This is a genomic window from Spirosoma arcticum (assembly GCF_054779955.1).
Genome location: NZ_BAAGXG010000016.1, coordinates 1 through 19,811, shown reverse-complemented (window position 1 = coordinate 19,811; position 19,811 = coordinate 1). Strand labels below are relative to the sequence as shown.

At 48.7% G+C, this 19,811-nt stretch carries 17 protein-coding genes; 6 read left to right on the top strand and 11 right to left on the bottom strand.

What is annotated here, in order from left to right; translation table 11 throughout:
* Positions 1-3 precede the first annotated feature (3 nt).
* From ACYVHB_RS26280 to ACYVHB_RS26270, 3 genes are all read right to left on the bottom strand, one after another.
* Positions 4-2,409, bottom strand: coding sequence for a phosphoketolase family protein (locus ACYVHB_RS26280; protein ID WP_461054806.1), 2,406 nt, complete (start codon positions 2,407-2,409; stop codon positions 4-6).
* 61 nt (positions 2,410-2,470) lie between these two features.
* Positions 2,471-3,673 carry an acetate/propionate family kinase gene (locus tag ACYVHB_RS26275; RefSeq protein WP_461054805.1) on the bottom strand — a complete coding sequence of 401 codons (1,203 nt, stop codon included), beginning with the start codon at positions 3,671-3,673 and terminating at the stop codon, positions 2,471-2,473.
* Positions 3,670-4,323: an HAD family hydrolase gene (locus ACYVHB_RS26270; RefSeq protein ID WP_461054804.1), complete on the bottom strand. Its 654-nt coding sequence runs from the start codon at positions 4,321-4,323 to the stop codon at positions 3,670-3,672. The genes ACYVHB_RS26275 and ACYVHB_RS26270 overlap by 4 nt, the downstream gene beginning before the upstream one ends.
* A 751-nt stretch (positions 4,324-5,074) precedes the next feature.
* Here ACYVHB_RS26270 and ACYVHB_RS26265 point away from each other — a divergent pair.
* The 4 genes from ACYVHB_RS26265 to ACYVHB_RS26250 all read left to right on the top strand — a co-directional run bounded on the left by ACYVHB_RS26265 (position 5,075) and on the right by ACYVHB_RS26250 (position 7,487).
* Positions 5,075-5,629: a hypothetical protein gene (locus ACYVHB_RS26265; RefSeq protein WP_461054803.1), complete on the top strand. Its 555-nt coding sequence runs from the start codon at positions 5,075-5,077 to the stop codon at positions 5,627-5,629.
* Positions 5,626-6,099, top strand: coding sequence for a DUF4136 domain-containing protein (locus ACYVHB_RS26260; protein WP_461054801.1), 474 nt, complete (start codon positions 5,626-5,628; stop codon positions 6,097-6,099). Before ACYVHB_RS26265 ends, ACYVHB_RS26260 begins: the two co-directional genes overlap by 4 nt.
* 496 nt (positions 6,100-6,595) lie before the next feature.
* Positions 6,596-7,204, top strand: a complete 609-nt coding sequence (locus ACYVHB_RS26255) for a DUF4136 domain-containing protein (protein WP_461054800.1) — start codon at positions 6,596-6,598, stop codon at positions 7,202-7,204.
* A gap of 136 nt (positions 7,205-7,340) precedes the next feature.
* Positions 7,341-7,487 (top strand): hypothetical protein, encoded by a 147-nt coding sequence (locus tag ACYVHB_RS26250; protein WP_461054799.1) that lies wholly within the window; start codon positions 7,341-7,343, stop codon positions 7,485-7,487.
* Between the two features lie 1,698 nt (positions 7,488-9,185).
* On the opposite strand, the gene ACYVHB_RS26245 is transcribed toward ACYVHB_RS26250, so the two are convergent.
* Together ACYVHB_RS26245 and ACYVHB_RS26240 are read right to left on the bottom strand one after the other, a co-directional pair.
* Positions 9,186-10,061 (bottom strand): hypothetical protein, encoded by an 876-nt coding sequence (locus ACYVHB_RS26245; protein ID WP_461054798.1) that lies wholly within the window; start codon positions 10,059-10,061, stop codon positions 9,186-9,188.
* An 828-nt stretch (positions 10,062-10,889) separates the two neighbouring features.
* Complete coding sequence (locus ACYVHB_RS26240; RefSeq protein WP_461054797.1) at positions 10,890-11,681, bottom strand: hypothetical protein; 792 nt, start codon at positions 11,679-11,681, stop codon at positions 10,890-10,892.
* 1,124 nt (positions 11,682-12,805) lie between these two features.
* Between ACYVHB_RS26240 and ACYVHB_RS26235 the strand changes: the two genes are divergently transcribed.
* Positions 12,806-13,786: a RepB family plasmid replication initiator protein gene (locus tag ACYVHB_RS26235; protein WP_461054796.1), complete on the top strand. Its 981-nt coding sequence runs from the start codon at positions 12,806-12,808 to the stop codon at positions 13,784-13,786.
* Positions 13,787-13,992: 206 nt separating this feature from the next.
* Here ACYVHB_RS26235 and ACYVHB_RS26230 read toward each other — a convergent pair whose 3' ends face one another.
* The 3 genes from ACYVHB_RS26230 to ACYVHB_RS26220 form a co-directional block, all read right to left on the bottom strand.
* On the bottom strand, positions 13,993-14,244 hold the full coding sequence (locus ACYVHB_RS26230; RefSeq protein WP_461054795.1) for a hypothetical protein: 252 nt from the start codon (positions 14,242-14,244) through the stop codon (positions 13,993-13,995).
* 10 nt (positions 14,245-14,254) lie between these two features.
* Positions 14,255-14,896, bottom strand: coding sequence for an AAA family ATPase (locus ACYVHB_RS26225; protein ID WP_461054794.1), 642 nt, complete (start codon positions 14,894-14,896; stop codon positions 14,255-14,257).
* 412 nt (positions 14,897-15,308) lie between these two features.
* Positions 15,309-16,001, bottom strand: coding sequence for a recombinase family protein (locus ACYVHB_RS26220; RefSeq protein WP_461054793.1), 693 nt, complete (start codon positions 15,999-16,001; stop codon positions 15,309-15,311).
* A gap of 187 nt (positions 16,002-16,188) precedes the next feature.
* On the opposite strand from ACYVHB_RS26220, the gene ACYVHB_RS26215 reads away from it, so the two are divergent.
* The gene (locus tag ACYVHB_RS26215; protein WP_461054792.1) at positions 16,189-16,431 is read left to right on the top strand and encodes a hypothetical protein; all 243 of its coding nucleotides are present in this window, start codon (positions 16,189-16,191) and stop codon (positions 16,429-16,431) included.
* Between the two features lie 1,102 nt (positions 16,432-17,533).
* Here ACYVHB_RS26215 and ACYVHB_RS26210 read toward each other — a convergent pair.
* The 3 genes from ACYVHB_RS26210 to ACYVHB_RS26200 form a co-directional block, all read right to left on the bottom strand.
* A complete protein-coding gene (locus ACYVHB_RS26210) occupies positions 17,534-17,809 on the bottom strand; it encodes a hypothetical protein (RefSeq protein WP_461054791.1) in 276 nt (91 codons plus the stop codon).
* Between the two features lie 135 nt (positions 17,810-17,944).
* A complete protein-coding gene (locus tag ACYVHB_RS26205) occupies positions 17,945-19,108 on the bottom strand; it encodes a response regulator (RefSeq protein WP_461054790.1) in 1,164 nt (387 codons plus the stop codon).
* Positions 19,105-19,811 (bottom strand): sensor histidine kinase (locus ACYVHB_RS26200; protein WP_461054789.1); only part of this gene is annotated, 707 nt, incomplete at its 5' end. The genes ACYVHB_RS26200 and ACYVHB_RS26205, both read right to left, overlap by 4 nt.

Genomic DNA, 19,811 nt, shown 5'->3' with positions numbered 1-19,811 from the left:
CGATCAGACTTTCCATTTCCAGTCACGAATCTCAGGCATGTCTTCTCCATATTGGTCGATGTATTGCTTATGCTCGATAAGCTTATCTGTCAACAACTGTTTCAAATACGCTCCCTTGTTGCCCATTTGGGGCAGGCGGTCCAGTACATCTATAACCAGATGAAAGCGATCCAGCTTATTAAGTACCGTCATATCGAAGGCTGTAGTAATAGTGCCCTCTTCCTGATAGCCATGTACGTGCAGGTTAGGGTTGTTGACCCGGTTGTAGGTAAGCCGATGAATCAGCCAGGGGTAACCGTGAAACGCAAAAATAACGGGCTTGTTCCGGGTGAAAAGAGCGTCGTAATCCGCGTCAGTCAGGCCATGAGGATGTTGGGTATGATGTTCCAGTTTCAGCAGATCAACGACGTTAATCACCCGGATTTTAAGGTCGGGTAAATGCTCCCGCAGAATTGACACGGCCGCTAATGTTTCGAGCGTCGGTACATCGCCACAGCACGCCATAACCGCATCCGGTTCGACTCCATTGTCGTTACTTGCCCAGGTCCAGATACCAATACCTTCCGTACAATGCTTGACGGCAGCCTCCATGTTCAGCCACTGAGGAGCCGGGTGCTTGCCTGCCACCATCACATTGACATAATGCCGGGAGCGCAGGCAATGGTCCATTACCGATAACAGGCAGTTTGCATCGGGGGGTAAATAGATACGCACAATACTGGCTTTCTTGTTGATCACATGATCCATAAAACCGGGGTCCTGATGCGTAAACCCATTGTGATCCTGCCGCCACACGGTGGACGTCAGCAGGTAATTTAATGAAGCAAGTGGTCGACGCCACGGTAGTTCGAGGGTCATCTTCAGCCACTTGGCATGTTGGTTAAACATCGAATCGACAATATGAACAAATGCTTCATAGCTGTTAAACAAACCATGTCGGCCCGTCAGCAGGTATCCCTCCAGCCATCCCTCACACTGATGTTCGCTGAGTATTTCCATAACGCTACCCGTCGGTGCCAGAAACTGGTCATTAATAGCGGTTTCGGCATTCCATTGTCGATTCGTGGTTTCAAAAACGGCTTCCAGACGATTCGAAAGGGTTTCATCAGGGCCAAAAACTCTGAAATTTCTGGGTTCCTGATTCAACTGAATAACATCCCGCAAGAATTGCCCCACCACATAGGTGACACTGGACTCGCTGGCCCCCGGCGACGGTACATTGACCTCATACTCGCTAAAGTCAGGCATGTGTAAATCCTTCAGCACCAGTCCCCCGTTGGTCCGAGGATTCGAACCCATCCGACGGTCGCCCTTCGGAGCCAACTCCGCCAGTTCCGGTATCAGTTGCCCCTGCTCATCAAATAATTCGTCGGGTTTGTAGCTTTTCAGCCAGCTTTCCAGTTGCACCAGATGCTCTGGGGGCGTACTGGCCGACACCGAAAGCGGCACCTGATGCGACCGGAAGGTGCCTTCGTTGGGCAGTCCATCAATAACCGCTGGCCCTGTCCAGCCCTTGGGTGATTTTAACACAATTACCGGCCACCGAGGCCGAGTCGACAGATTTTGACTGCGGGCATTCCATTGAATCTCATTGATTTGTGTGATAGCCTGGTCCAACGTGGTAGCCATGGCCTGATGCATTCGTTCCGGTTCGTCACCTTCCACATAATACGGTGTCCAGCCATAGCCCCTAAGCAACTGGTCTAATTCCTCAGGGGTGATGCGGGCTAACACGGTCGGATTCGAAATTTTATAGCCGTTCAGGTGTAAGATGGGCAACACCACCCCATCGGAGATTGGATTGAGAAACTTATTGGCGTGCCAAGCCGTCGCCAGGGGGCCGGTTTCGGCTTCGCCATCACCAATGACGCAGGCCGCTATCAAGCCCGGATTATCGAAGACCGCCCCGAATGCATGGCTCAGTGAATAGCCCAACTCACCCCCTTCGTGAATCGAACCCGGCGTTTGGGGCGACGCATGGCTCGAAATGCCTCCCGGAAACGAGAATTGTTTAAACAACTTTTTCAGTCCGGCTTCATCAGGGCTAATAGCCGGGTAAACTTCGCTATACGTTCCCTCCAGGTAGGTGTTGGCTATCACCGCCGGACCACCGTGACCAGGTCCGGCAATGTACATCATAGTAAGGTTATACTTTTTGATGACCCGGTTAAGGTGCACATAAATGAAATTCTGCCCCGGCGTGGTGCCCCAATGCCCCAGTAGCATATGCTTGACGTGAGCCAGTGCCAGGGGTTCTCGCAGCAATGGATTGTCCTGTAGATAGATTTGCCCAACTGACAAGTAGTTGGCGGCCCGCCAATAGGCATCCATCCGCCAACATTGTTCTGCGGATAAGGACATCCCCGCCTGGCTCTCCGTTTCTGCTGGTTGACTATTAACTGGTTCCATAGTTTAGTTAGGTGTGTTGAGGAATTATCGTTAGGCAGCGCGAAAAAATGGCAAAGCTTAGTTAGTATTTTAAGAGTTGGCTCACCAGCTGGGCAATCATCACTTCTTCGTTGGTCGGGATAACACGGACAGTGACCTGGCTTTCAGCAGTTGAAATCACTGGCGAATTTGCTGCGTTGCGTTGTTGGTCCAGCTCAATACCTAAAAAGTTTAACCTATCGCATATTCGAGTTCGTACTTCTGCGACATTTTCGCCAATTCCCCCCGAAAATACCAGCGTATCCAGTCCACCGAGAACCGCGGCAAAGGCTCCGATCCATTTGCGGGTTTGATAGCAAAACAGCTCTACGGCCTCAGCCGCCCGGACATCAACGGATTGCTGTTTTAGCAGATCGCTCATATCCGAACTAGTTTCCGATACACCGAGCAAACCGGATTCATGATTGATGAGGTGGTTGAATTGTTGGGGCGTCAACGGCTCCAATTGCATCAGATACCAGGCCACCCCCGGATCAAGGTCGCCGGGGCGGGTGCCCATCGGCAAGCCGCTGGTGGGCGTAAAGCCCATACTCGTATCTACACTTTTGCCATCCCGAACGGCCGACAAACTTGCTCCACTACCCAGATGCGCCAGGATGATACGACCTTGCAGGCGTTCTTGTCGGGAGTGCTTCCCGCCAGCAATCCGGCCGAGTTCCTGAAGCAAATACGCATACGATAAACCATGAAACCCGTAGTGCCGTATTCCTTTCGCATCGAACCGTCGGGGAATAGGCAGGAGTTGAGCAACGCGGGGCATCGCACGGTGAAACGCAGTATCGAAGCAGGCAATCTGAAGCAAGCGTGGATGGCGCTTTTGAAACGTTTCGATCAGCTCGATTTCGCCGGGTAGGTGATCGGGATCATAAGCACTAATACGGCGTAGTTCATTGGTGAGCTCCTGCGTAATGTATTCCGGCTCCTGACGCTCCATACCATGTACGATTCGGTGCCCGACCGCCCTTATCCGGTCAAAAACGGGTTGTTTTTCCAACCAGTCGATCAGGAAATTCACGACTGATGAACGGCTTAAGGCATTGACCGGAACACTGGACGATTGATGCGTATCAGGGTCTGTAAATGTTATCGTTGTTCCTGGCAAACCGATGCGGTCAATGTACCCGTATAGGCCACGGTTGGGCAAGTGACTCCCGTTAAAAATAGCGAACTTAATGCTCGACGAACCGCTGTTAATAGTTAATATCTGCTCAGTTGGTGCGATCATGAGTTGCGGTCTCCTACGACTAATGATAACCCAAGCGATGCCATTTCAGCTTGGGTAGACTGGTAATCTACATGACAAATGCCCCTAATGCCCAGCCTCTCCGCCACACTGACAAACATAGGTCGGTCATCAATGTAGAGTACCTGGCTAACTGGAACCTGCGCAATATCGAGGGCGATCTGAAAGATATCGGCGTCCGGTTTTCGGAAGTGAACGAAGCATGACGAGATGAAGAAATCCACAAATTCGTTCAGTCTGAACGTTTGAATCCGGTGGGCGTTGAGTTCGCGACCTTCGTTACTCACCACGGCAATTTTTAACCGATACGTCACTTTCAACTGCCTGACAAGTGCAATCATGTCGGGATATGGTCTTGACTGTGCGAACATGAATCCCCGAAAGGTATCCATCGTGAACGAGCGGGGTTCGTAAAACACGACCTGGCTGAGGTACTCGTTCATTGTAAGCTTGCCCACTTCATAGGTATCAAAGGTCAGGTGATGCCGTTCTTCTAACTCGATCAAATCCAGACCAAACGTCTCGGCGGCCAGCTTACGCGATTGCTGATCCCAGCCGTTAGTCAGCATTACCCCACCTATGTCCAGAAATAAGGTTGAAATGAACTGGTCTCTTTCTGCCTGGTTTTGCATATTCACTTCGGTTAAAAAGCACGGAGTTGTTGGGCCCCTAAGCAAATCAACGAGAGAACGTTATAAGAATCTTTGCCAAAGCACATGGTTGAACATTGGAAGTCGTACATACGAATTAACTATTAGTACTACGAACGGATAGCAACTGGTGGACCAGTGTTGTCTCGCATACGGGAAAGACAATAAACTCAGCCAAACGGATAAAATAATGGCCCTGGAAATTAATCAGTCTAAGTCAATTTAACTATCTGATTATTAATTGTTTATTACACATAAATCAATTGCTAAAGTCCATAGTTATCTGGCAGAAACACTTATTATTTCGGACAATTTTTTTTTCTAATTCACAGCCTTGTTTCTATTTATTGGCGAGAACTCCATTCACTTGGAGGAAATAGGTTGGAGTCTCCATTTACATAGATGTCGCCTAAAGTCCACTCAGTTACACGAGTTATCCCGAAGTGGATTGTCGCCTTACAGACTAAAATTGAGTCATACTGCCGAATCGTACCGACCGGCGACCCATGGTTTAAAACTGCTGGCGATCAACGACGAAGGACGCGAGATCAATGCGTATTGTATTCGCCAATTAGACCTCGACACGCTTTTCGATGCTTTTGTATCATCGTGCTACGTACACCTGACAGTTCCGGTGGTATGTCACATTGGGCAAAAAAATTTGCGCGGCTTGTGACTTTCTGGGTAAGCATTATCTAAATGCCGGATTTTAACAAGACAAACGTATAAACTCATGGAAAAACTAATCATTTCTTTAGCACTCATGCTTTTGTCACCTGGGACCATTTGGGCGCAGGCCCCTGCTATTGATGAAACGGTCTCGATCACGCGAGTCAAGAAAGGAGAAGAGCCTCAGGCGGTAATGGATGCCCTCAGGAAGGACTTCCCAAACACCATCGTCAGCGAAGTGGCCTTCCTGCCGGGGGCCTTATATGGTAAGGAATGGGCTATTCAGGATAACGACGATACCGATGGCGACAAGAGCGATTTGCAGTATTACCAGGTCAGTGCTGCCGGTCCTAACCTGAAGTACACGGCGGTCTATGATAAGAGCGGAAAGCTGCTTAGCTACAAAGAAACCGTCAGACAGGCAGACCTGCCCGGTCCCGTTGCAAAAACGATTAACAGTCAGTTTACCGACTGGCGGGTTGTTGGTGATCGTGAGCGAATTACCTTCTCTAAAAATAAGACTGTGGTGTACCGCGTCAAATTGGCAAAAGGTAAAGAACACGAAAGGATCTATCTGGATGGCAACGGCAGGATACTGCGCGGTGGCAGACGCCATTGATTAGAAAGCCTGCCACCGGCTGTGACTTTCGCTGGCCTTCGTATCTAAGCCGTCAGCCATTTCGCACATATTTAGCTCACTACTACGCTCAATCTCATGAAAACACGCCTGCTTTCCTGTTCGTTTGTTTTGCCGCGCAGGCGGCGAAGTGTCAGATCAACGTAGACTACGACCACGCCGTTGATTTCAACAAGTACCGGACGTTCGGCTTTGCTCCGGGTAAAGTCATGCGCAAGCTGGACGTCAAGGACAGTTACAGTACACTGATCAACAACAACGTAAAGGAAGCCGTAACGCAGATTCTGAGCAAAAAGGGACTGTCTTCCGCCGAAGTCAAAGCTGATCTTACCATTACATTCATGGCGGGCGCCAAAGAGAAAAAGGAAATCGAAAATTACATCGTTAGCCCTCGCTTTGGATATGGCTACTGTCTTAGCCTGACATCAACAGAAAAGCTAGGTGGCGTATGATCAACCCGCTACCTTGTTTGGTCAGCTTGGAAATGAAGGAGTTACCCAAGTAAGTGTCTCGCTGGAGACAAAATTAAAAAGGCTGATTGAATCAGCCGATGAATCTTAACGCAAGCCTCAACGATTGGTGAAGCCCATCCAATCATTCAGCCAACGGCTAAGCCCCCGTTTATTGAGGTTGGGGGATTCCATATAGTTACCGAATGTTTGGTAAAGCCTCCGCGGGGCCTTTACGCTTTTGGCCGCAATTTACCGGAACAAGGGACAACGGGGATCCAGCCCATACAAACGGCCTGGCCCAGACCCATCAGGTGTTTCTCTTCCACCATACTGGTGTGGGCAGAAGCGGTGGTAGAACGAGCGATTAATGCCTGAGTAGGTGAGGGGGCACGGTACGCCATCACGGGCCCGTGCGGAGATGGCATAGCCCTTCTAACCGTTCGTATTACTGGAAATTACTTCGCGTATCAACCCAATTTAATCAACTCTACAAGCCATGAAGAACCGGATGATTACCGCCGGAATTTTGCTGTTAGCCACTGGCTGTGCGCCAAGGGTAACGGTGGATCAATCCAAAAATGCGGACCTCAGCCACTACCGCACGTTTGCGTTCATGAACAACGATTCGAGCGTAGTTGCTGGGGAAAACCCGCTTTATTACAATCAGATCGCCACTCAGAACGTCGAACGTACGATACAGTCTGAATTCGCTAAAAAAGGAATAACCGAAGCTACCCGGAATCCTGATCTACTGATCGGCTACCACTTTTTTGTGCAGAACAAGACACAGACGGTTCCCGTCGGCTATGGCGGAGGTTACAGTGGTTATGGCGGCTATCGCGGGTTCGGGCGGGGCTGGGGCTGGGGACGGTGGGGCTACGGCGGCTGGGGACCCAACTGGTATGGTTATGGCGGGCAACGGTACATCAGGCAAAATTACGAAGCGGGCACGGTTGTGGTAGACATGGTCGATGCCAAAACGCACAAGCTGATCTGGCGCGGCTCGGTGCAGAATGCCGTCCATAACCCGGCCAACGTTACCACGCAGCTACCCCGCGAGGTAGGTCAGATTATAGGAAAATTTCCTGACCGCAAACCATCGTAAGCAACGGTTCGAGGGTTGCCAACGAGCCGGGCCGTTCAGCCTAACCCGTCTTGGTCGGTAATTTATACACGCTCACAAAGCAGTCAAACAAGTTTAGCTCAATACGATGGACAATGCCAGCGAACAACCAGAAACGATGACCAACCCGGTCGCTTCTTGGGCAATGTCCCTTTCCCAGCCACCGTCGGGCGAACGCGGAGGCACTGATCCCGGCCCGCGTGACCCCGTCCGCGAGCGGCAAAAGCTGCACTTGCTGCAAAGAGCCATCGGACTGTTGTACTAACGTATAGTAGTGATTATCGACTGACAGTAATGGTCTGCTTTATGTAGCTATCAACTAGCTTAAAAACCCCTAGTACGGCTTTTGATATAGGTTGTGTAGCGTTTTCATTACGTGACATATATGTTTATTCTATACAAGCCTCCCTCTTACCTCACCCCCGGCTGATTATGTCCAATGAATGGGTAGCTATTGCTGTTTATTGAACTTGTAATGCTCTATTAATTAATGATTTGGGTAAATATTTTCTGTCAATAAAATCGTTCAGGAAACCCTCCCTTTATTTATGATTGCGTGACCTCATCAGTAAAAAAAGGCGTCTTTCAGTCTAATGAGCGGATGTATACGGCCACCGAATAGCCTTATCGCTCAACTTAAGTCAAGACATAAGCTGACTCTTGATCAGCAGCAACGTCGTGACGCCAATGGCTTCAGTAGAAAACGTCTAACGATACGCTTAGTCAATCATACACGTAGTTTACGCTTCATACAGAAAATTCAAGCTCATTGCCCATGGCTATGAGCTTGACAACACGCATTAACCAAGTAGTTAACGCTCCTGCCCCGCTCGATCCGCCAGTGCGGCTTGTTTAGACCAAATACCCCTCATGAACTGGTTCGTAACGTAGTTCCTAATAGGGTCCGTTCTGGGACCCATTGCTAGCGCCCCTGGGGGATTAATCGCCTCTCTGAGCGAATCGATCAATTGGGGTGTGGGCAGCGGAGGGGATAAACGGGCTACTCGATGCACCCCTCGCAGGAGTGCATGTGGGGCGGTACTTGGGCTGACACAGGCTCAATGAGAGGCCTGCTAAAGAAGGGATCTTCAGAGTGGATGTAGTTTTTATCGAAGTTATTGAGGTTGCTAAGTAGTCGCCTTTAAAGCAGGAGATGCCTGTATTTTTGCTTTCATGGGTAGTTGATGAGTTCCGGTTATTTAGGTCCAGCCGACAATTCCCCTTATCAGTTGGTCTTTCTGGTGGGGTCTGGGCGTAACACTTGTCTGGTAGATCCCCTCAACCGCTGGTGTACCGGTTGTCATATGGGGTTAGGCTTACACCGGTACTACAGGAGTTAGGCACCCTGTAATCACCCCGATTACAGGGTGTAATTGGGGTGATTACAGGGTGATTACACTCTGTAATCAGAGTCAGCTCATTATCAGCTCCAATCAGGCCGAATGATTACAGGGTGATTACACCCTGTAATCAGAGTCAGCTCATTATTGGCTCCAATCAGGTCGAATGATTACAGAGTGATTACACTCTGTAATCAGGATCAGCCCATTATTGGCTCTGATCAGGCCGAATGATTACAGGGTGATTACACCCTGTAATCAGGGTCAGCTCATTATCAGCTCCAATCAGGTCGAATGATTACAGGGTGATTACACCCTGTAATCAGAGTCAGCCCATTATTGGCTCCAATCTGGCCGAATGATTACAGAGTGTAATCACCCTGGTTGAGGTGGTGAGCCTGGGTAACCCCTTTGCTCGACTTGGGTAGCAGGGGTGCTGGCACCCAAACCCCTGGGCTAGCTGACCAGTCGGTCTTTCTCAAGAAACCTCTGAGTAGGTTGCCTAATAGCACCGTTTTCGGCAGCCTGGATGGACCCGCTGGTTAGGTCCTCAAAGGACCACTTTCTCGAACCCATCGCTTCAGCAGTAAGCCACCGCTACAGGGGGGAGAGGGACGGGTAGCTCAACGGCGGATGTAGTTGTCGGGCAGTTGCTGGTTGCGGATCACCTTCCAGCGGTAGCCTTCGATCTCACCGGGGGGTATGACCCCGGCGATGATAAAGGGTTTGAGATAGTCGTCGAGCTCCATGCGGTCTTGGAAGCGTTTGGTCTCCGATAAGGCTCGGGTCCCCGCCTCTGCATAGTGGGTAGCCAAGGGCAGGCTCCCTGGCTGGGGGGTAATCGTCGGTGGGGTGTTGGTGGGGGACAGGGCTACCGGGGGTGAGTAAGCGGCAGGATTGCCAGTAGGGGGCGTGAAGAGACCCTGCACGTAAGCATCCGGTTTGGGTTTATAGAGGCCCTCCAGGTAGGCCATCAGCCAGGGCAGCTGGCTGGCGTAGTGGCTGGGCTCGGCCCGGCTGTGGTGGAGGGTAAAGATCCAGATTGAGTCGCGATCATCATCGGAGCGGTTGTTGTAAAACTCGATGCAGGCCCCCGGTTGCAGGTAGGCTTTGGGGCTGCTCAGCAGGCGTCGGACAATATCTTGGAGCAGCACCACTTTATCGGTCTTCTCGCCCCCGCCCCGGGGTCGGCTGTAGCCGATGAGGGTGGTCTTTCCCGGATCGGCGAAGCGGATAACGTGGGTGTAGGTGGCGCCTTGGCGGACGAACTTACCAAAGTTGTCGCGGTAGGCGGACTGGGTGGGTGGGCTTTGACCGGCGTGTTGGGCATGAGCGGCCGTGGGTTGGATTAACTGACCAATCGAGGGGGGTATGTTGGGCGTTGACATGGGAGTTGATTGAGAGAAACAACGGAGCGGGCGGTAAACGAACGTATCTTTTTTTAGGCCACCTGTACCGTGTACACGGTATACAATGTACGAAGGTGAACACTCGAACATCGCTTAACTTTTGATTCTAAATGCGATAACAGTACAGCCTGGGCGGCTGGAAAAGCCCACCGGTGCGGGTGGGCCATAGGTGGGTAGTGGCCCCCGGTGTTGGTCGCTGGGGGTCTCTTAGCGGGTCAATCACCCGTGATCAGGGGGTGGTCATCCCTTGGGCCGTGGTGGGTCTGTTCAGGGGGGCACTTGCTGGTGGTAGGGGTATAAAGCCATGATTGCGCTTAAGGAAGGGATCGGTTCAGAAGTCGGGGTGGCAAAGCCGACGGGTGGGGTCCGTCAAATCCTGCCCAAACGTGGCTACTTAATTCAAGAAGACGTAGGCGGTCCTATCGAGTGGCCCAGATCGGGCTGCATTTACCGGTGGAGTAGCCAATTAAGCCCATAAAGCGTCCCTGTAGCGTGCCATTGAGCGAGTCAGGCCGGCTGGCGTGACGTCAGAAGCGGCCCCGTGGTCGAGGCTAAAGCGGACTTACTGGGGGATACTGACGACCGGGGTAAAGCCTGGGCCAACCGGTCCCCGGAACGCTCGGCCCAGGCAATAAGTTGTCTACTTCTGCTCTTTACCCAGCCAAGCGCGCTTAGGACCGTGTGTGGTGATGATCCGTGATCGGCGAGGTGGCTATGCATCACCGGATCGAGACGAGCAGGGGTACCCCCTACCCTACTCCTGTTGGATGGCACCAACCGCCCAGTAAGCCGTTTACGGCTCGTCAACGTCTTTTTCAGTACTAGCCGTCCCGTTACGAGTAGATGGCTGGCGGTCAGGTAAGCCGCCTCACCCGGCCGGCCGCGTCAACCCACGCGGGTTGACGCGGCCGGAGTCGTTTAGTCAACCAACCGAAAAGCCTCCGTTTCGGCCCGCATCCGAGCGTAGAGCGTGTGGCGTCCAAGGGGCGATTGAATGGGAAACCCGTTGAGATAGGCTTCTACCTCCCGGTTTTGGTAGGGATGCTCACGCAGGATCTCCAGGGGATCAACGAATACGATATTCGATCGCACCTGAGTGATGTTGCCCAAGCGATCGCGTTGGGTGTTGAGCAAGTGCTCCTGCTCGTTGGCGTAATTGCCCGAAGGGAGTCGGTATTTGTAATTGATGGTGACGTAAAAATGCTGACGGCTGTAATTGGAGAGTGCCATCTCATAGTATTGGGGATTAGCTAAGATTTGGTTCCAAACAGCGATCTGTTGCTGGTACAGAGCCAGCTGGGGGCTGGTGGTGGTAGTAAGCTGAGCTCGTACCTGTTGAGCTTTGACGGTCAGCTCATCAAGGTAGGTCTGGATTTGGGCCATCTTTTCGGCCATCGGCAGGTCCTTATCTTTGAGCAGCCAGTAGCGATGCTTGCGGTAAAAGGTAATCCGGACGGCGGGGCGGTGGAGATTAACGAGTTTAATGGTGCGACAATCAAAGTGCTGAATTGGCTCAAAGAGGGGTTGGTGGGCAGCGTCCACAAAATGGATGACGCCGGTGGCGGCCCAATCGCCCTCGATGTCCCAAGCGTCGCGGTTGGGTTTGAGTTTGGGCACTTCGTCCATGCGTTGGGTTAACTCATCGAGTAGCCGGGTGTAGGTTTGGGAGTCATAGTGTTTACGCTTGGCGTGTGAGGGTTGCTCGTCCATACTAATTGGGTAGAATAATATTGTGCAAATATATTTCCCTTTAAGGGAAACTTTCAACTGTGCTGAACAATCATTTTTTGAATATTCAAGTTTTGCTACATGCTTTCTTGTGGATAACCCTTTTCCTCTCATTGCGTTGATTCAGATCAACTTGCTTTCAAATTTTGCTTTGACTTGATCGCGCGCGCAAGACTTGCAAACATTAAAGCTTTCTTAACACCAGCCTGAATTTCAAACAATTACGACTAAATATATAACTTTCAAGGCAACCAGAATACCGACATAGGCAACCAGAATACCGATCATAGGCAACCAGAATACCGATCATAGGCAACCAGAATACCGATCATAGGCAACCAGAATACCACTTAGGCAACCAGAATACCGATTTATAGGCAACCAGAATACCACTTAAAGCAACTCTTATACCACTTCACTTTGACCCCATGTGGATAAGTTATAATTCATAAACTTAGCTTTTAGTAGTGGTCCAGATTAAATTCTGTTCAAACAGGTAACTCCAAATAATATTTCATTTTTTTTCTTTCATAGATTATATAACAGAACATATATAAATACTATTAATAATAAACCAAATAAATTATCGAAATTTATAAACTCGTTCTCAGGAAAGTTTTTTTTCTTAAAATCATCGTTTTCAGGTTGGAGAGCATCTATACACAATTTTAGATTAAAAAAAAATACCAGAAAGTGATGGAAAATACCGGAAAGTGATAAAAACTATCACTTCGCACTCCAAACATCTACATGAAAGGCAACCGTTATACCGAATTTGCGTTTCCCAATTAATACCCAATAACTACGTTTTTTCCAACGATAGTTGCCATTAAACATCTGATAATTAGCTATTTAATGGCAACTATCCATTTTTTTTGGTTGCCTCAATTGAAAAGTTTATCTTTGAATGAGTTTCACAATTTTCAAGACTATATGCAATGCTTAATAGTCAGGTGAGTGCCCAGATAAAGCTATTTGAGATCGAATCAACCCGGTTACTTAGACTGGGGTCGATAGTTCAGGAGCCATTAGACTTGTTACTGGCTAAGAACAAGCATAAGCTATCAGTTATAGATCGTCGGGTGTATTGGTATATACTGGCAAAGATGGGTGAACTGCAAACTGCAAATCGAGATGAACCATTATCTATTCCCGCAGAAAATTTAGTATTCTTCATTCCTGTGAAAGATCTTTATTTAAGTAGGCCAGACGTAGATATGGGCGTTTCAGATTCAATAGAAAGGAAAAAGGTAAAGCAACGGGGTATTTTAACTAACAGAATAACATATTCAAACTTTGAAGCTATTGCTGCACAATTGATCGAAAAGTCAATCATCACAGTCGATCATATGGACATTGTTGATCCCACTAAACGAAAAGTGGGAGCATTAGCTATTTTTCCAAGGGTATTTTATGAGAACGGTTATTTAGAAGTTCACGTTGATCGACTAATTGTACCAGCAATGTGTACTCTTGGTAAAGGATATGCTAAATTTAGACGAGAGTCGGCTATGTCACTGGGCCGAGACTACTCGCAGATTCTTTACGTGCGGCTTTGCCGTTTCTTAGATAAACACCAGTGGCGCGTTAAAATCGAAGATCTTAAGCAGATTTTAGAAGCCACCACATACGAGCGATATTCTAATTTTAAGCAAAAGGTGCTCACACCATCTCTCGAAGAAATTAATCAACGTACTGACATTCATGTTGAATGTAAGGAAATTCGCGTTGGTCGATCCGTAGAGGTATTGCACTTTACAATGTCTTTGCGAAAGGATAAGGAAAATCATCAATCTCAGAAACTGTTACGTCAGGAAGTTCATGCTGATTTGCAAGAGGGTATACTGACTTTAAGTCTGGAGCTCCGTCAGGCTACTGTGGAGGCTATACTGCGAAAAAACTACACATTTACGGCCGTGCAGCAAAAGGCAATTCTTTTAGATACTATCAAACTTGATAAATTTATAGAACTTGATTATAAAATCAACAACGGTTTATTAAAAATAAAGACTACTTCAACTCGCTACATCGCATCTATTTTATTTCCCATGAAGTTAGATCAGTCGCTCAAATTAACCTTTGATTGAGGCACAAATATAAATGTGCTTTTGAAAGTTACAGAACAGCAACAGGTGATATTTGATATAAAAAATTTGTAAACTGACGATTTCAACCGAAGATACTGTTAGCAAATCTCACATTGTCAGACACTTAAATGAAAATCTATAAGTATTTGCACAAATAAACATTTGGGTATTTGTGCAAATAAGTATTTGCACAAATACCCAAATGTTTATTTGTGCAAATCATTTCTTACCAATTCTAAAATATAGTCACGGGCTGTTCTTTCACCTACTATTTTTATTTTCATTTTTTTGAATAAATCCAGTGGCATATCTAAAGTAACACGTTTGGTTTCCTCTTTGGTTGAGTGTATTTCCTTTACTGCCTTTTCAGTCTGCTCAACGTCTATGTCTGATCTTTTAACGTTGACTTTCGGGCTTAATCCTAAAGTGTTCTTTAAACCTAACTTATCTTTTGGCATATCATAAGTGTTAAAGTTTTTTGATTATTTTGGTTAGCTCATTAAACAGTGCTACTGTTTCAACTTTGGCTTTTTCATCTTTATACTCAACAACTCCAAGCCCTTTGATCACAGCCTCTCGATATGCTATGCGGCTTTTGAGGGTGCTTTTTAAAACGGGAATTTGTGTATCCTCCAAAACTTCCTTGACCTCCTTCGCTAAATTGGTATTTTGTTGGTATTGATTTAACAAAAAAAAGGCTGGAATCGCCTTTTCTTTTTCTTCAACGGTATCTTGGTATCGTTGAAGAAATTGCTTAGTAGCCCACATATCAAGGCCACTTGCTAAAATGGGAATTAGCAGCAAATCAGCAAGTAAAATGATTTTACTAGTTACCTTATTGAGTGACGGCGTACCATCAATTATGACAATCTCGTAATCTTTGCTGATAACTTTCACATTCTTGGAAAGCTCTATTCCATCTGGTTGTCCAAAAACTGGAATAGGGGGGGCTTCATCTGGACGTAAGCCTGACCAATGAATAGCACTTTGATTAGTATCTACATCAAAAATGCAAACTTTATAACCAGCGTGTGCGAAACACACAGCGAGATTTTGGGAAACGGTTGATTTACCAACCCCACCTTTGAGACTTGTTATTGAGAGAATCATTTGAGAAATGTGTTTTTCATGGTAACAAAAATATAGCTTTTACAAACAAATACACATTTAATTATTTGTTTATTTGCACAAATGCACAAATGTTTAAATAATGAAATATGTATTTGAACGAATGATAATTCCAAAGTAGTATTGTAGTTATGACTAAACAAAAAAGAGTAGTGGCTGAAATGTGTTAATTAATAGCGAAGATCGTAGATTTTGAGAAATTAACATTCTCTATATCAGCAGGTTGAGCTAAACATTCATAGAGCAGCATTTTCAGCCATTACTTCTTTTTTGACCATTAGTGCTTAGTACACCAGCCTGACAGGTGTCCACTGGTTACGATAACGGGGTTCACAAAGAAGATGTATAACGGGCCTTACGCATTGTCGCTAGCGTATCTGGAAAAGTGGTACAATTAACTCGTTTTGGAGGAAAGTTCGATATCTCTACCCCGATTAGCCAGGCGCATGACTTGCGTCGCTTGAAAGGCACTGCCCCGGGCGGTCTTGAAGCCTGCTAGGTTAAGCTGTTGAGCAATGGCCACGTAACTCAGCTTAGCCCCTGTCAAGGCCTTGATCAGGGCCATCGCTTTGCGATTGTTTTCATTGGTAGCCGCCCGATTGCGATTGGACTCGGCAGCTTTAGCCGAAATAATTGGGTCCTGAAACACGCGTCCACTTCGGCGCCACTGGCCAATTCGCAGGAGTTTCTCATCGAGTGCTTTCTTGGTGCGTTCGCTGATCATCTTTCGTTCCTGCTGGGCCAGAGCGGCAAAGATATGAATGGTAAATTCATTGGCATCGGGCATGTCGGCGCAGACGAAGCTGACTTTGGAATCCAACAGGGAGGAGACAAAGGTCATGTTGCGGCTGAGTCGGTCGAGCTTGGCAATCACCAGCCGGGCTCTGTGCTGCTTGGCATACTCAATGGCTTTTAGCAACTCGGGGCGCCGATCCTGTTTACCCGATTCGACATCCATGAATTCGCCAATGATCAGGGCTTGGTTTTGCACGTAGCTAAGCACACTGCTTCGCTGGGCATCGAGTCCTAATCCAGACTGTCCTTGCTTCTTGGTACTGACCCGGTAGTAGGCGACGTAGGTTTGCATGGCGCAAGATAGTGTTCCACGGGAATTTTACACATCATTAACGTCCGTTAATGATGTGTAAAGACCCAGAAATCTCTCAACTCTTGGTAACTTCCCTACTAACTCCGCCGAAAAAGTAAGCCAGTCAACAAACCGAAGTAGATAGACCACTCGTTTTAAGAAAACAACCAACGGCCTCTCGTTTGCTATGCATTCAATTTCACGACGCTTCTCCCAGCAATTAATTGAGCGGCTTAACCAAATGCCCATCCGAAGTAATCGCTACAAGATAGCCTTATACACGCCCCTTAGCCCGGATCACCAATCAACAGAACACAACCTGACGGAGGTAAACACAGTGAATACGGTGTTTGCCTTCCATATCATGTTTGAACGCAATAATGCTGAATCAGCATGGCGATTAGTGACTCCGCTTAAATTTACGGAGTAGTTAACATGGCGATTCATCCGCCCTACGTAGGGGAATACTGCTTAGCCATTCATCCCTATAAAGTGGTCAGTCAAAGCAGGGTTTCCTGAACGATTTTCAGCGTTAGCAGATAGTAACACAACCCATTCATTGATAGCAAAATAACGAGTTCATTAAATAGCAATAGCTATCCATTTATTGGTCGAAAACGGCCGTGACCCGTCCTGGCATCGCTCGATTGTCCAGGCACCATTGAATAGGAGGGGAGCCTGTAAGGATATAAACAGGTAAAGAAAACGCGACTTAATCCATACCAGAAGCCTGACGAGGGATAATCTATCTATTTCTTGGCTGAAGGAAACTGAGCAGTACTGTACGCCAAAAATCACTACTTTTAGCAGAACATCTGTCAAACTCAACTCGTCACATATGCTTTACGAAAACCCCGACCAGGCAACAATCAAGCTGGGTACTTTACTTTGGATAGCGAATTAAGTAGCGATTGACTCTCTCCTGGGCTTGACAAATCCTTAAATTCTCTTTTCCTGTTCATTCTGACGGTCTAATCGCACAAGTTTTTGGAGATGCCCTCTTAACAGAGCGACTTCGTTGGTTAGACCCGCATTGCCTGCACATACCTGATCGTATTCCCTTGGCTGCTGGTCTTCTAAGTTACGCCAGATTGTTGTTTGGGTCGCTAATAGGGTTGCCCATTCATTCTCATGGGCATCGTTCAGGTTGGACGTAGTTGGTTGACAACGTAGTATCTCTATACACCTTATCGAATGGAGTTCTTCAACCGATGGCATTTGGGCTAAGCGTTATGGAGTAACTCAACCGTTAACTAAACGATAGGGGGCGGGGAAGAAACTCCGTATGAACTGGATACTATAAAATTAAGCTACGGTTGCTTTTGACTATAGGGCAAAGCAAACGAGAGTTTTAGGCTTGACATTCCGTGTTTTTCGACCTCATTATTTCGGACGCTCTGCTGGTGCAGCTCCGTTTGAGGCCGCGCCACGTTGGTCCCGCTCGGCCGGAATGTCCCGGCACGGTCCCGCACGGGCCGGTGCGGCGGATGCACGGTAGCCCCGATTGGTGGTCCCAACCGAAATAGCGGTGTTTAGGATCGGCCAAAAACAGATGTCAACGTACCCCGGGGCAGCCCTTCGGCATAAGCCAAACTCAACAGCAAGGTCAGTAGCTGATTCTCGCCGATTAGCTGTCGGTGGGGATGTTGCCAGGCTTTAATAAAGGTACTGACCAAAATGGTTTTAGACGCCGACGTCGGTAGATCAGCTGATAGAATAAACCCCCACAGTTTAGGCGCATACTGATCATAAAATGACGTAAAGCCCTGAAGATCGTTGATGGTAGGTTTGGTGGAGTCAGCGATCATTGGTCCGTTGAGAAGTTACCGTAAAGGTCACCCAACCCGCTCGTTTCAACAATGACCGTTTCTACAACAGAGAATGACAAACGTCAGTTGCTGGCCTGATCTTTATCAGGTTCGAACCTGCTCAACATCAGCCTGTCAGCGCTTTAGGCGGGTAAGTTTGTCGATATCGAGCAGCGTAATCTGGCTGGCATTGATCTCAATCAGCCCTTCGGCCCGTAAATCGCCCAGAATTCGAATGACCGTTTCGGTGGAGGCCCCCACTAAGTGCGACCAGTTCTCGCGCGACAGGGTCATCGCCAGTGAGGTGTTAAGTGCCGGATCGTCGGAGGTGCGGCGATCCGAGGTACGGCCTTCCGACCTCGAAGCGTCAGCTTCCCCCGGTACGGTAACGGCCGAGTATTTAGAATCCGGCAGTAACGGATAGAATTTTCGCTGATACATCAGCAGCGCTTCGGCAACCCGTTTGCGTACCGACTGATAAGCCAGCTTCAGCAGCCGTTCTTGAAGCTCGGCGACGTCGCCGGCCAGCATCCGGATGAATTGGTTGGCCACCCCCTGATGGTTATAGATCAGGGCCATAAAGTCAGCTTTAGGAATGGTGCATACCAGCGCATCGTCCAGTAGTTCGGCGGTTTCACCGTAGCGCTCTTCTTCCAGCAATGCCAGGTACCCCACAAAGTCGCCGGGTCCAATCAGGCCCGTGATGTACTCGTTGCCAGCAGCGTCTATTTTGGAAAGTTTGCCTTTGCCCCTGTTGATAAAATACAAGCCTGTCGGCCAGCTTCCCGCCGTAAATAGCCGGTGTTTTCGGTTATACTGCGTCGTTGGGTAAAAATCGCACAGCAACTGGCGGGCGTCGGTCTCATCCAGCATGGCCAGCGTCAGTTTGTCTAAGCTGGTGGTGGTCGCGGTTGGGTCGGTCGGTCGGTCCGCGCCTTTTTTGAGCCGTAACTCCACCACATTGAGCAGGGTAAGGTCGTCGAAGGGCTTGGTAATGTAGTCGTCCGCGCCTAAGTTCATCCCAGCCCGAAAATCAGTCGCTTCCGCTTTGGCCGTCAGGAAAATGAACGGAACATCCGCTAAGGCGGGGTCTTTTCGAAGGATATGTAAGACGCCGAAGCCGTCGAGTTCGGGCATCGTGATGTCGCACAGAATCAGGTCCGGGCGGGCTTGCCGGGCCCGTTCGATGCCCTCTTTGCCGTTGGCCGCCTGCACGACTTTGTAAGGGGCCAACTCGAGAATTTCAGCAATGTTCTCCCGCATCGCCGGGGTGTCTTCGATGACCAGAATGGTTTTCATGCTGACGGTGGGGATACCGGGAGCTGAACGGTGAAGACCGTGCCCGAATCGAGCTGACTGGTAAAGGTAACCATTCCGCCCAGCAGATCCACGTAGCGCTTGACCACATACAGGCCCAGGCCCGTGCCCGAAACGTGATTGACGTTGCGGGCACGGAAAAAATTGATAAACAGCTTGTCTTTGTCCGCGTCCGGGATGCCGATCCCCTCATCCCGGACGGTCAGCCAGAGTTGATCGCCGTCAACACGCGTCGTCAGTTCGATTTGTTTGCCATCGGCCGAGTATTTACTGGCGTTGACCAGCAGATTGATCAGAATGTTTTTAAGCATTTGTCCGTCGAGCGAAATAGCCGGTTCCCCCGATCGGTGGGTATAGACAACGCGCTGACGGGGCTTGATTATGGCCTGCATGTCATCGATGACTTCCTGGCAGAAGGTGATGATATGCACCGGATGCGGGCGACCGTGCAGGGTGGACTCTTCCATCTGACTGAGCGAGAGAAAGTCATTCAGCAGCCCCGTCAGGCCCTGCACCGCCGATTTGATCCGCTGCACGTGCCGCTCCCGCTTTTCGCCGTCGTCGGGACCGTCGTACCGCCCGATCAGAGACGCCGACGAGAGGATCGTGCCCATCGGGGTGCGAAACTCGTGGGAGGCCAGCGTGACGAAATTGGACTTTAGTTCGTTGAGTTCGCGCTCCCGAA

Coding starts and splice junctions, on each gene's coding strand:
- ACYVHB_RS26280 (WP_461054806.1), bottom strand. CDS start 2,409: ATGGAACCAGTTAATAGTCAACCAGCAGAAACGGAGAGCCAGGCGGGG.
- ACYVHB_RS26275 (WP_461054805.1), bottom strand. CDS start 3,673: ATGATCGCACCAACTGAGCAGATATTAACTATTAACAGCGGTTCGTCG.
- ACYVHB_RS26270 (WP_461054804.1), bottom strand. CDS start 4,323: ATGCAAAACCAGGCAGAAAGAGACCAGTTCATTTCAACCTTATTTCTG.
- ACYVHB_RS26265 (WP_461054803.1), top strand. CDS start 5,075: ATGGAAAAACTAATCATTTCTTTAGCACTCATGCTTTTGTCACCTGGG.
- ACYVHB_RS26255 (WP_461054800.1), top strand. CDS start 6,596: ATGAAGAACCGGATGATTACCGCCGGAATTTTGCTGTTAGCCACTGGC.
- ACYVHB_RS26250 (WP_461054799.1), top strand. CDS start 7,341: ATGACCAACCCGGTCGCTTCTTGGGCAATGTCCCTTTCCCAGCCACCG.
- ACYVHB_RS26245 (WP_461054798.1), bottom strand. CDS start 10,061: ATGTTCGAGTGTTCACCTTCGTACATTGTATACCGTGTACACGGTACA.
- ACYVHB_RS26240 (WP_461054797.1), bottom strand. CDS start 11,681: ATGGACGAGCAACCCTCACACGCCAAGCGTAAACACTATGACTCCCAA.
- ACYVHB_RS26235 (WP_461054796.1), top strand. CDS start 12,806: ATGGGTGAACTGCAAACTGCAAATCGAGATGAACCATTATCTATTCCC.
- ACYVHB_RS26230 (WP_461054795.1), bottom strand. CDS start 14,244: ATGCCAAAAGATAAGTTAGGTTTAAAGAACACTTTAGGATTAAGCCCG.
- ACYVHB_RS26225 (WP_461054794.1), bottom strand. CDS start 14,896: ATGATTCTCTCAATAACAAGTCTCAAAGGTGGGGTTGGTAAATCAACC.
- ACYVHB_RS26220 (WP_461054793.1), bottom strand. CDS start 16,001: ATGCAAACCTACGTCGCCTACTACCGGGTCAGTACCAAGAAGCAAGGA.
- ACYVHB_RS26215 (WP_461054792.1), top strand. CDS start 16,189: ATGCATTCAATTTCACGACGCTTCTCCCAGCAATTAATTGAGCGGCTT.
- ACYVHB_RS26210 (WP_461054791.1), bottom strand. CDS start 17,809: ATGATCGCTGACTCCACCAAACCTACCATCAACGATCTTCAGGGCTTT.
- ACYVHB_RS26205 (WP_461054790.1), bottom strand. CDS start 19,108: ATGAAAACCATTCTGGTCATCGAAGACACCCCGGCGATGCGGGAGAAC.